The organism is Pseudomonas sp. B23(2017) (genome assembly GCF_002113725.1).
GTDB classification, from domain to species: domain Bacteria; phylum Pseudomonadota; class Gammaproteobacteria; order Pseudomonadales; family Pseudomonadaceae; genus Aquipseudomonas; species Aquipseudomonas putida_Z.
The window spans coordinates 25,437-37,716 of sequence record NZ_NEJM01000012.1 but is presented as its reverse complement, the minus strand read 5'-3'; the positions used below and the strand labels follow the sequence as shown (position 1 = coordinate 37,716).

General features: G+C 64.1%; 6 protein-coding genes. 1 reads left to right on the top strand and 5 read right to left on the bottom strand.

Going from position 1 to position 12,280, the window contains the following annotated elements; all coding sequences use genetic code 11:
• Window positions 1–61: 61 nt before the first annotated feature.
• The 5 genes from CAG46_RS18760 to aceE form a co-directional block, all read right to left on the bottom strand.
• The gene (locus CAG46_RS18760; protein WP_085618440.1) at window positions 62–685 is read right to left on the bottom strand and encodes a glutathione S-transferase; all 624 of its coding nucleotides are present in this window, start codon (window positions 683–685) and stop codon (window positions 62–64) included.
• A 3-nt stretch (window positions 686–688) separates the two neighbouring features.
• Window positions 689–1,357 carry a peptide-methionine (S)-S-oxide reductase MsrA gene (msrA, locus tag CAG46_RS18755; RefSeq protein ID WP_003255654.1) on the bottom strand — a complete coding sequence of 223 codons (669 nt, stop codon included), beginning with the start codon at window positions 1,355–1,357 and terminating at the stop codon, window positions 689–691.
• 168 nt (window positions 1,358–1,525) lie between these two features.
• On the bottom strand, window positions 1,526–4,216 hold the full coding sequence (locus tag CAG46_RS18750) for a bifunctional diguanylate cyclase/phosphodiesterase (RefSeq protein ID WP_085618442.1): 2,691 nt from the start codon (window positions 4,214–4,216) through the stop codon (window positions 1,526–1,528).
• 341 nt (window positions 4,217–4,557) lie between these two features.
• Window positions 4,558–6,201, bottom strand: a complete 1,644-nt coding sequence (aceF, locus tag CAG46_RS18745; protein WP_085618444.1) for a dihydrolipoyllysine-residue acetyltransferase — start codon at window positions 6,199–6,201, stop codon at window positions 4,558–4,560.
• Between the two features lie 13 nt (window positions 6,202–6,214).
• Window positions 6,215–8,860 (bottom strand): pyruvate dehydrogenase (acetyl-transferring), homodimeric type, encoded by a 2,646-nt coding sequence (gene aceE, locus CAG46_RS18740; RefSeq protein ID WP_085618446.1) that lies wholly within the window; start codon window positions 8,858–8,860, stop codon window positions 6,215–6,217.
• 383 nt (window positions 8,861–9,243) lie between these two features.
• Between aceE and glnE the strand changes: the two genes are divergently transcribed.
• Complete coding sequence (gene glnE / locus CAG46_RS18735; RefSeq protein WP_085618448.1) at window positions 9,244–12,177, top strand: bifunctional [glutamate--ammonia ligase]-adenylyl-L-tyrosine phosphorylase/[glutamate--ammonia-ligase] adenylyltransferase; 2,934 nt, start codon at window positions 9,244–9,246, stop codon at window positions 12,175–12,177.
• Window positions 12,178–12,280 lie beyond the last annotated feature (103 nt).

Genomic DNA, 12,280 nt, shown 5'->3' with positions numbered 1-12,280 from the left:
TTGCACAGCTCGAAATACTGTGAGGATCCTGTGGGAGCGGGCGTGCCCGCGAAGAGGCCCTTCAGGCCACCGGAGAGGTCGCGACCATCGACGGCCGCTTGGCCACCTCGGCATACCACGCCGCCAATCCAGGCTGGTGTTCACGCCAGCCAAACTCGGGCTGGCGCAAATCCAGATACCCCAGCGCACAGGCCACGCCGATCGCTGCCAGGTCGAACCCGGGCATCAACTCGGGCAAATGCTCCTGCTCCAGATTGGCCAGGCTACGGCGGATCTTGTCGCCCTGTGCCTGCAGCCAACCATCCCAGCGCTTGTCTTCAGGGCGCAGGAAGCTCTCATAGCGGCTCGACACCGCCGCATCCATGATGGCATCGGCCTGTGACACCAGCGTCATGCGCCGCCAGCGCGCCAAGCCTTCGCGCGGCAGCAGCGGCAGGCCGACGTGCTGCAGGTCGAGGTACTCGCAGATCACCCGGCTGTCATGCAGCACGGTGCCGTCTTCCAGGCGCAGGGCCGGGATCTTGCCGATCGGGTTGTCCTGGTTGAGCAAAGGGTCGCCGCTGACCGGGCTGATGTTCACCGGCTGCAGCTGCACGCGCGCAAGCTGGCCAGTCTCGTGCAACACCACCATGACCTTGCGCACGAAAGGCGACAACGGCGAGTGGAACAGAGTCATCGTGCTCATGCTTCAGTTACCCTGCAGGCTCGGTGGCAGGCACACGCCGGTACCGCCGATACCGCAGTAGCCGTCCGGGTTCTTGGCCAGGTACTGCTGGTGGTAGGCCTCGGCGAAGTACACGGTCGGTGCCTGGTCGATTTCGGTGGTGATCTCGCCGAAGCCGGCCTTGCTCAGTTCGGCCTGGAAGGCGTCGCGGCTGGCCTTGGCCTGTTCCAGCTGTTCAGGGCTGGTGCAGTAGATGGCCGAGCGGTACTGGGTGCCGATGTCGTTGCCCTGGCGCATGCCCTGGGTCGGGTTGTGCAGCTCCCAGAACATTGCCAGCAGCTCGCGGTAGCTGACCTTGTCCTTGTCGAACACCACCAGCACCACTTCGGTGTGGCCGGTCAGGCCCGAGCAGACTTCTTCGTAGGTGGGGTGGGGAGTGAAGCCGCCGGCGTAGCCGACCACTGTGCTGACCACACCTTCACGCTGCCAGAAGCGACGCTCGGCGCCCCAGAAGCAACCCAGGCCGAAGATGGCGAAGTCGATGGCGCCTTCGAAGAAAGGGCCGAGCAGCGGCGTGTCTTTGAACACGTAGTGGAACTCGGGCAGGCTCATTGGCGTTTCGCGGCCAGGCAGGGCCTGTTCCGCGGTTGGCATGACGTTTTTGTTCACCAGGATTTCCGAACGCAGGACCATGGCCGTTCCTCTGTGTTTATTCAGTTGGATAGGTGGTGGGGCCATCGCCGGCAAGCCAGCTCCCACAGGGATATCACAGATTTTGAGATATGAGCGGTCCCTGTGGGAGCTGGCTTGCCGGCGATAGGGCCCGAATGGGCTCTATAGTGCCCGAGGTTTGCGCGGCTGTCAGGCCACCGGACCACGCGGATAGCGCTTCAGCCGTTCAGCCAGCTCGCGCCCCGGAATCGGCCGGTCGAACAGGTAGCCCTGGCCCACGTCGCAGCGGTGCCGGCGCAGGAACGCCAGCTGCTCCGGCGTCTCGATACCCTCGGCCACCACCTTCAGCTTGAGGTTGTGAGCCATGGCCACCACCGCCGAGGTGATTTCCATGTCGTCCTGGTTGTCCGGGATCTCGTTGATGAAGCTGCGGTCGATCTTGAGGATGTCGATCGGAAACTTCTTCAGGTAGCTCAGCGACGAATAACCGGTGCCGAAATCGTCCATGGCCAGGGTCAGGCCGAGTGCCTTCAGCTCATCCAGCTGGCGGTGGGTGTCTTCGGTGGCCTCCAGCAGCAGGCCTTCGGTCAGCTCCAGCTCCAGCAAGTGCGGGGGCAGGGCCTCTTCCTCGAGGATGGTGCTGATCGACGCCACCAGGTCCGGGTCGGAGAACTGCTTGGGCGACAGGTTGATGGCCACATGCAGGTTGCCCATGCCGGCCTCGCGCAGTTGCTGGCTCATGCGGCACGACTGGCGCACCACCCATTTGCCGATGGGGATGATCAGGCCGGTTTCTTCCGCCACGCTGATGAACTGGTCCGGGCGGATCATGCCGCGTTCGGGGTGGTTCCAGCGCAGCAGTGCTTCCAGCCCCAGCAGGCGGCCGCTGCGCAGGCACAGCTTGGGCTGGTAGAACACCTCCAGCTCGTTCTGGGTCAGGGCGCGACGCAGGTTGTTCTCCACGAACAGCTTGTAGCTGGCTTCGGCATTGAGCACTTCGGTAAATACCTGCACCTGGTGCTTGCCGTTGGCCTTGGCCTTGTGCAGCGCCAGGCCGGCGTTCTTCATCAGGCTGGCCGGGTCGGCGCCATGCAGTGGCGCGCAGGCCAGGCCCACCGAGGCGGTGACGTTGATCAGCTGGTTGTCGACGAACATCGGTTTGTCGAGGGTGCGCAGCAGTTGCTGGGCGACGCCCTGGCCATCTTCCAGGCTGGTGTCGTCGAGCAGCACGGCGAACTCGTTACTGGCAAAGCGCGCCAGGATACCGCCGGTGTGCAGGCTGTTGCGCAGGCGCCGGGCCAGGCTGATCAGCAGCTTGTCGCCGGTCTGGTGGCCGAGGCTGTCGTTGATGCGCTTGAAGTTGTCTATGTCCACCAGCAGCAGGCACATCGAGTACTCGCCATCGCGGGCAAAGCGCTCGTCCAGGCTGCGGATGAACGCCGGGCGGTTGCCCAGGTTGGTCAGGTTGTCGGTGTAGGCCAGGCGCTCGATGCGCTGCTGGGCCAGCTTGGTCTGGGTGACGTCTTCGTAGATGCCGATGTAGTGGGTAAGCTCACGGTTGTCGCCGTATACCTTGGAAATCGACAGCTGGCCCCAGTAGGGCTCGAGGTTCTTGCGCCGGCTCTTGAACTCGCCCTGCCAGCTGTTGCCCATGGCCAGGCTCGACGGCGAGTCGAACAGCAGCTCGCTCAGGTTTTCCAGCGCCGGCAGCTCGCCCAGGTGGCGGCCTTGCACTTCCTCGGTGCTGTACTGGGTGATGGCGGTAAAGCTGGGGTTGACGTACTCCACCACACCGTCGCGGTTGACCAGCAGGAAAGCGTTGGCGCTCTGCTCGACCGCACGCTGGAACAGGTGCAGGGCGCTGGCGGCGGTGCGCCGGTTGTGGTTGGTGATGACCTGGGCGAACTGGTCGGCCAGTTCGCCGGCAAAGGCGATTTCGTCCGACTGCCAGGCCCGTGTCTGGCCGGTCTGTTCCAGGCACAGCACGCCGACTACCTGGCCATCGACACGGATGCTGGCATCGAGCATGGCCTTGTTTTCCGGGTACATACTTTGCGCCAGGGCGCGGGTGCGTGGGTCGTGGCCGGCATTGTGGGCGTCGATGGCGCGGCTGGCGTGCAGCGCGTCGAGATAATCGGGGAAGTGGCTGGCATCGATTGCTTCGGGCTGGCGGTGCTCTTGCGCGTCCCGGTACCAGGCGATTATCGGCTCAAGACGCTGGTCTTCCAGGTGCCAGATGCTGGCGCAGTCCACCTTGTAGATCTCGCAGGCGCTCTGGGTAATCAGCTGGGCGGCTTCCCGCAGCGAGTTCCCGGCGCTGTAGCGCTGGCGGGCCAGGCGCAGGATCAGGTCCTGCTGGCCGCGTACCCGGTCCAGATGCTCGAGTTGTTCCTGCTGCGCGCGCTGGTTCAGTTGCAGGGCCAGTTGCAGGCGGTTGTTGCGCGATTCCAGGTCGCTGGCACTGGCCTCGCCGGTATCTTCAGCCAGGTCGTCGAGCACGCTCAGGTAACCGCGCAACAGGTGGCGGTTGTGCTGCTTGTAAGCTTCTCCAGCTTCCAGCAGGCGTAGCGATGCAGTTGGCGTGTGCAAGGTGTAGCGCACGCGGTAGTAGCCGCGCTGGGCCAGTTGCAGCTGGATCTCGTCGTGCAGCCGGTAGCGGGCCTCGGGTTCCATCAGGCTGGCATAGGGTGCGTCTACCAGGGCGCACAGGTCGCCGGCGTGCAGGCCGAACTGGCGCTCGCAGGCCGGGTCGAGGTAGAGCATGGTCCAGCTGGCTTCGTTGAGCCTTTCGAAACGCAGCATGCCGAGCCGCGAGGGCACGGGTAACTGCGTGACGACCTCGGCCGCCACACGGCTGGCGGCATCGGGTTGGCTTTTCATCGAAGACTCGCTTGAAGAGGAAACGCGGCCTTGGGGGCGGCAGGTCTGGCAAGGTTGCATCATGTCCCGGGGGCTGGCAAGCAGCCATGCGTGATGCTGTGGACGGGTTATCGGCTGGTGGGTGGGAATCTGTAGTCTGGCTGATAGTTCCGGGGCTGCTTTGCGGCCCATCGCAGGCGATCGCGGTACCTTGTAGGAGCGGCCTTGTGTCGCGATAGGAGGGCAAAGCCCTCCCGGCTTTCTCAAGGCAAAAAAAAGCCCCGCCAATCGACGGGGTTGAGGTACGAGCGTGGCAGCTCGAAAAGGGTACTGCCCCTCGCGGGGAGGGGCAGTGGGCTGCCTTACAGCAGCATGGTGCGGATATCGCCCAGCACGTCGCCCAGGCGCTTGGTGAAGCGCGCGGCGGCAGCGCCGTTGATCACACGGTGATCGTAGGACAGCGACAGCGGCAGCATCAGCTTCGGCTGGAAGGCCTTGCCATCCCAGACCGGCTGCATGGTCGCCTTGGAGATGCCCAGGATAGCCACTTCCGGCGCGTTGACGATCGGCGTGAAGCCGGTGCCGCCAATGTGGCCGAGGCTGGAGATGGTGAAGCAGGCGCCTTGCATCTCGTCGGCCGACAGCTTCTTGGTGCGGGCTTTTTCGGCCAGCGCAGCCGCTTCGGCAGCCAGTTGCAGCAGGCTCTTCTGGTCGACGTTCTTGATCACAGGGACCAGCAGGCCGTCCGGGGTGTCCACGGCAAAGCCGATGTGCACGTACTTCTTGCGGATGATGGCCTTGCCGCTTGGCGCCAGCGAGCTGTTGAAGTCCGGCAGTTCCTTGAGCAGGAAGGCGCAGGCCTTGAGCAGCAGTGGCAGCACGGTCAGCTTCACGCCAGCCTTCTCGGCCACGGCCTTCTGCGCAACGCGGAAGGCTTCCAGCTCGGTGATGTCGGCGGAGTCGAACTGGGTCACGTGCGGCACGTTCAGCCAGCTGCGGTGCAGGTTGGCAGCACCGACCTGCATCAGGCGGGTCAGGGCCACTTCTTCCACTTCACCGAACTTGCTGAAGTCCACGGCAGGGATCGGCGGGATGCCGGCGCCACCGGTTGCGCCAGCAGCTGCCGGTGCTTCCTTGGCCTTCTGCATCATCGCCTTGACGTAGACCTGCACGTCTTCTTTCAGGATGCGGCCGTGCGGACCGGTCGCGGCAACCGCGCCCAGGTCGACGCCGAATTCACGGGCCAGCTGGCGAACCGCCGGGCCTGCGTGAACCTTGGCGTTGCTGCCGGCAGCCGGTGCGGTAGCAACCGGTGCAGGGGTAGCAGCCGGGGCAGCAGCGGCAGGTGCGGTGGCCGGAGCCTCCTCAGCCTTGGCCGGGGCAGCAGCGGCGGCAGGTGCCGGAGCAGCAGCCGGGGCAGCGCCCGCGACTTTCAGCTTGAAGATCAGGTCGCCAGTGCCGACTTCGTCTTCCAGCTTGCACAGTACTTCTTCGACCACGCCGGCAGCCGGCGAAGGGATTTCCATGGAGGCCTTGTCGGACTCCAGGGTAATCAGCGACTGGTCGGCTTCGACGGTGTCGCCGACCTTGACCAGCACTTCGATGATCTTGGCCTTGCCCGACGAACCGATGTCCGGCACGTGGATGTCCTGCACGCTGGCGGCAGCCGGGGCTGCTGCCGGAGCAGGGGCAGGGGCGGCTTCGGCGGCCGGAGCCGGCGCAGCAGCCTGGGCCGGGGCTGCGGCCGGGGCCTCAGGGGCCGCAGCAGCGGCGCCCTCGGCTTCCAGGACCAGCAGCTCGTCGCCTTCTTTCAGGCGGTCGCCCAGCTTGACCTTCAGTTCCTTGATGACGCCGGCTTTCGGGGCCGGGATCTCCATGGAGGCCTTGTCGGACTCAAGGGTCAGCAGGCTCTGGTCAGCCTCGATACGATCACCGACCTTGACGAACAGCTCGATGATTTCACCTTCACCGCTGCCGATGTCAGGTACGCGAATGAGTTCGCTCACTTAAAAATACTCCTCAGCAGTCCAGTGGGTTGCGCTTGTCCGGGTCGATACCGAACTTGACGATAGCGTCTGCAACAACCTTTGGTTCGATCTCGCCACGGTCAGCCAGGGCTTCCAGGGCAGCCAGCACCACGAAGTGGCGGTCGACTTCAAAGAAGTGACGCAGCTTCTTGCGGCTGTCGCTGCGACCGTAACCGTCGGTACCCAGGACCTTGAACTCTTTGCTCGGTACCCACTGGCGAATCTGCTCGGCGAACAGCTTCATGTAGTCGGTGGAGGCGATGACCGGGCCCTTGCGACCGTTCAGGCACTGCTCGACGTAGGTCTGCTGTGGCTTCTGGCCAGGCTTCAGGCGGTTGGCGCGTTCCACGGCCAGGCCGTCGCGACGCAGTTCGTTGAAGCTGGTGACGCTCCACACGTCGGCACCGACGTTGAACTCTTCACGCAGGATCTTCGCTGCTTCGCGGACTTCGCGCAGGATGGTGCCGGAGCCCATCAGCTGTACGTGGTGCGCGGCTTCGCGGGTGTCTTCTTCCAGCAGGTACATGCCCTTGATGATGCCTTCCTCGACACCGGCCGGCATGGCTGGCTGCTGGTAGGATTCGTTCATCACGGTGATGTAGTAGAAGATGTCCTGTTGCTCTTCGGTCATCTTCTTCATGCCGTCCTGGATGATCACCGCCAGCTCGTAGCCGTAGGTCGGATCGTAGGTGCGGCAGTTCGGGATGGTGCCCGCCATCATGTGGCTGTGACCGTCTTCGTGCTGCAGGCCTTCACCGTTCAGGGTGGTACGGCCGGCGGTACCGCCGATCAGGAAGCCACGGGTGCGGCTGTCGCCAGCGGCCCAGGCCAGGTCGCCAATACGCTGGAAGCCGAACATCGAGTAGAAGATGTAGAACGGCAGCATCGGCTGGTTGTGGCAGCTGTACGAGGTACCGGCAGCGATGAACGACGACATGGCGCCGGCTTCGTTGATGCCTTCCTCGAGGATCTGGCCCTTCTTGTCTTCGCGGTAGAACATCACCTGGTCTTTATCGACTGGCTCGTAGAGCTGGCCGACCGACGAGTAGATGCCCAACTGGCGGAACATGCCTTCCATACCGAAGGTACGGGCTTCGTCCGGGATGATCGGGACGATGCGCTGGCCGATTTCCTTGTCCTTGACCAGCTGCGCCAGAATACGCACGAAGGCCATGGTGGTGGAGATTTCGCGGTCGCCCGAGCCGTCCAGGATCGCTTTCAGCGTTTCCAGTGGCGGGGTCGGTACGCTGAAGCTCTTGGCGCGGCGCTGTGGCACGAAACCGCCCAGGGCAGCACGACGCTCGGCCAGGTACTTGGCTTCGGCAGAGCCTTCTTCCGGCTTGAAGAACGGCAGGTTCTCCAGGTCGGCATCCTTGACCGGGATGTCGAAGCGGTCACGGAAGTGACGCAGGCTGTCGACGTCGACCTTCTTGGTGTTGTGCGCGGTGTTCTTGGCTTCGCCGGCACCGGTACCGTAACCCTTGATGGTCTTGGCCAGGATGACGGTAGGCTGGTCCTTGTGGTTGACCGCCTGGTGGTACGCCGCGTAGACCTTGTACGGGTCGTGGCCGCCACGGTTGAGCTTCCAGATCTCTTCGTCGGACAGGTCTTCGACCATGGCCTTGAGCTCTGGGGTGTTGAAGAAGTTCTCGCGAACGTACGCGCCGTCTTTGGCTTTGTAGTTCTGGTACTCGCCGTCGATGACTTCGTCCATGCGGCGCTGCAAGGCACCGTTGGTGTCCTTGGCGAACAGTGGGTCCCAGAAACGGCCCCAGACGACCTTGTTGACGTTCCAGCCACCGCCACGGAACACGCCTTCGAGTTCCTGGATGATCTTGCCGTTGCCGCGAACCGGGCCGTCGAGGCGCTGAAGGTTGCAGTTGATGACGAAGATCAGGTTGTCCAGCTTCTCGCGGCCGGCCAGGGCGATTGCACCCAGGGATTCCGGCTCGTCGCACTCGCCGTCGCCCATGAAGCACCAGACCTTCTGCTTGCCCGCCGGGATGTAGCCACGGGCTTCCAGGTACTTCATGAAGCGTGCCTGGTAGATGGCCTGGATCGGGCCCAGACCCATCGAAACGGTCGGGAACTGCCAGAAGTCAGGCATCAGCCATGGGTGCGGGTACGAAGACAGGCCGTTGCCGTCCACTTCCTGACGGAAGTTGTTCATCTGGTCTTCGTTGATGCGGCCTTCCATGAACGCACGGGCGTAGACGCCTGGCGAAGCGTGGCCCTGGAAGAAGATCAGGTCGCCGCCGTGTTCTTCGGTCGGGGCCTGGAAGAAGTAGTTGAAGCCGATATCGTACAGGGTGGCGCTGGAGGCGAAGCTGGAGATGTGTCCGCCCAGGTCCGAGTCTTTCAGGTTGGTACGCATGACCATGGCCAGGGCGTTCCAACGCACCATCGAGCGAATGCGGCGTTCCATGAACAGGTCGCCAGGCATGCGTGCTTCGTGGGTGACAGGGATGGTGTTGCGGTATGGCGTGGTGATCGCATACGGCAGCTGGGAGCCACTACGGGTGGCCAGCTCGCCCATACGGGTCATCAGGTAATGAGCGCGGTCTTCGCCTTCTTTGTCGAGGACCGACTCCAGGGCATCCAGCCATTCCTGGGTTTCGATTGGATCGAGGTCTTGCATGGCTTGCTCCAGGGCGGAAAGGCAACCAGAATCGATTGCCTGAGATTGCGACTGGCCTTATGGGCAGACGTCGTGAATTCTTGGATTACCGGGGTGTCCTCCGGCGCCGTGTAGTTTTACTACATTTGCTTTCGCATTTCATGCTTTTACACGACACGAGTAGTAGTAAAACTACATTTGTGCGACGTTTCGTCGCATGCTGGCTTGTGAGGAAAAACGTTCATGTTGGTTGGCATTGTGTCGCGAACGGGTAATTCTTGATGTTTGTTGCCAATTTTTCGTTTCTTTCAGCTATTTCCAACTTTTGTACGACAGTCCAACCGTGGTCCGGCTTCCCCTTGGCCGCTTCTTCCCCTCTATTTCACGCCGATCAAGGATAGACCATGCGCCTACCTTTGCCGTCCGATCTGCCCGCTACCCTGCAGCCGCTGGTCGCGCGCAACCAGCAATTCATCAGCGATGCGGTGGCTGCCCACCCGGAACTCGACCTCCAGGCCTGGAGCCCGCTGCACCGGCAACAGTTCGACCAGGTAGCCGCCGCCAGCGACTTCGTGCTCGGCCTGGTCCGACGCGAGCCGGCCATGCTGTTCGGCCTGCTGGCCAGTGGCGAGCTGGATCGGCGTTACGCCGCGGGTGAACTGCGCGGGCACATCGCTGCAGCCGCCCAGGCGGCGCAGAGCGAGGACGAGCTGGCGCGCAACCTGCGCCGCGAGCGCAACCGCCAACAGCTGCGCATCATCTGGCGTGACATCACCCGCCAGGCCGCGCTGGGCGAAACCTGCCGCGACCTGTCCGACCTGGCCGACGCCGCCATCGACGAAGCCTACCAATGGCTGTACCCGCGCCACTGCCAGCAGTTCGGCACGCCTGTCGGCAACCGCAGCGGCCAGCCACAGCACATGGTGGTGCTGGGCATGGGCAAGCTGGGCGCGGTGGAGCTGAACCTGTCGTCGGACATCGACCTTATCTTCGCCTTCCCCGAAGGCGGCGAAACCGAAGGGGTGAAGCGCTCGCTGGACAACCAGGAGTTCTTCACCCGCCTGGGCCAGCGCCTGATCAAGGCGCTGGACCCGGTCACCGTCGACGGTTTCGTGTTCCGCGTCGACATGCGCCTGCGCCCGTATGGCTCGGCCGGCGCGCTGGTGCTCAGCTTCAATGCCCTTGAACAGTACTACCAGGACCAGGGCCGTGACTGGGAACGCTATGCGATGATCAAGGCGCGGGTGGTGGCCGGTGACCAGGCGGCTGGCGCGCAGCTGCAGGAGATGCTGCGGCCGTTCGTGTACCGCCGCTACCTGGACTTTTCCGCGATCGAAGCGCTGCGCACCATGAAGCAACTGATCCAGCAGGAAGTGCGGCGCAAGGGCATGGCCGACAACATCAAGCTGGGTGCCGGGGGCATTCGCGAGGTGGAATTCATCGCCCAGGCCTTCCAGCTGATCCACGGCGGGCGCGACCTCAGCCTGCAACAGCGGCCACTGCTGAAAGTGCTGGCCACCCTCGAGGGCCAGGGCTACCTGCCGCCAGCCGTGGTCGCCGAGTTGCGCGAGGGTTATGAGTTCCTGCGCTATACCGAACACGCCATCCAGGCCATCGCCGACCGCCAGACGCAGATGCTGCCGGACAGCGAGACCGATAAGGCGCGGGTGGCCTACATGCTCGGTTATGCCGACTGGCAAAGCTTCCATGACCAGCTGACGCACTGGCGTGGCCGGATTGACTGGCACTTCCGCCAGGTGATCGCCGACCCGGATGATGAAGACGGCGAGGGCGAGCTGGTGGTGGGTGGCGAATGGTCGCCGCTGTGGGAGCAGGCGCAGGATGAAGATGCCGCTGGCCGTCAGCTGCAGGAGGCCGGTTTCCAGCAGCCCGCAGAAGCCCTGCGGCGCCTGGCCGCGCTGCGCTCCAGCCCGCAGCTGCGTTCGATGCAGCGGATTGGCCGTGAGCGCCTGGACGCCTTTATCCCGCGGTTGCTGGCTCAGGCTGTGGAACATGACAACCCCGACCTGGTGCTCGAGCGCGTGCTGCCGCTGGTCGAGGCCGTGGCACGCCGTTCTGCCTACCTGGTGCTGCTCACCGAAAACCCCGGCGCCTTGCGCCGCCTGCTGACCCTGTGCGCCGCCAGCCCGTGGATTGCCGAGCAGATTGCCCGCTACCCGCTGCTGCTCGACGAGCTGCTCAATGAAGGCCGCCTGTTCAGCCCGCCACTGGCGCCGGAGCTGGCCAGCGAACTGCGCGAGCGCCTGACGCGCATCCCCGAGGACGACCTGGAACAGCAAATGGAGGCGCTGCGCCACTTCAAGCTGGCCCACAGCCTGCGCGTGGCCGCCTCGGAAATCAGCGGCAACCTGCCGCTGATGAAAGTCAGCGACTACCTGACCTGGCTGGCCGAGGCCATCCTCGACCAGGTGCTGGCCCTGGCCTGGCGCCAGACCGTGGCCCGCCACGGCCAGCCCAAGCGCAGCGACGGCAGCCTGTGCGACCCGGGCTTCATCATCATCGGCTACGGCAAGGTAGGTGGCCTGGAACTGGGCCACGGTTCGGACCTGGACCTGGTATTCATCCATGACGGCGACCCGCAGGCGGAAACCGACGGCGCCAAGCCGATCGACAGTGCGCAGTTCTTCACCCGCCTGGGCCAGCGCATCATTCACCTGCTGACCACCCAGACCAACTCGGGCCAGCTGTATGACGTGGACATGCGCCTGCGCCCGTCGGGGGCCTCGGGCCTGCTGGTGAGTTCGCTGGGAGCGTTCGAGCGCTACCAGCAGAACGAGGCCTGGACCTGGGAGCATCAGGCCCTGGTGCGGGCCCGGGTGCTGGTGGGCTGCAAGCAGGTGGGCACGGCGTTCGAAGGCGTGCGCGCCAAGGTGCTGGGCCAGGCCCGCGACCTGGAAAAACTGCGCAGCGAAGTGAGCGAAATGCGCGCCAAGATGCGCGACAACCTCGGCACAAAGGTCACCGCAGCCGGTACCGCGGCCAACGCCTTCGAGGCCGGTGTGCCGTTCGATATCAAGCAGGATGCCGGCGGTATCGTCGATATCGAATTTATGGTGCAATACGCCGCTTTGGCCTGGTCCCACGACCACCCGGCCATACTCCGATGGACCGATAACATCCGCATTCTGGAAGAGCTGGAGCAGGCGGGTTTGATGCCGGCCAGTGACGCGGTGCTGTTGCGTGAAGTGTACAAGGCGTTCCGCTCGGCCTCGCACCGCCAGGCCCTGCAGAAGCAGGCCGGGGTTATCGATGCGGCGCAGTTTGCCGATGAACGCCGTGAGGTGCGGCGGATCTGGGGTGAATTGGGCCTTACCTGAAGGCCCCGCCAACCCTGTGGGAGCGGGTTCACCCGCGAAGAAGGCCACGCGATGCTTGGCACCGGCTTCGCCGGTGTTCGCGGGTAAACCCGCTCCCACAGGG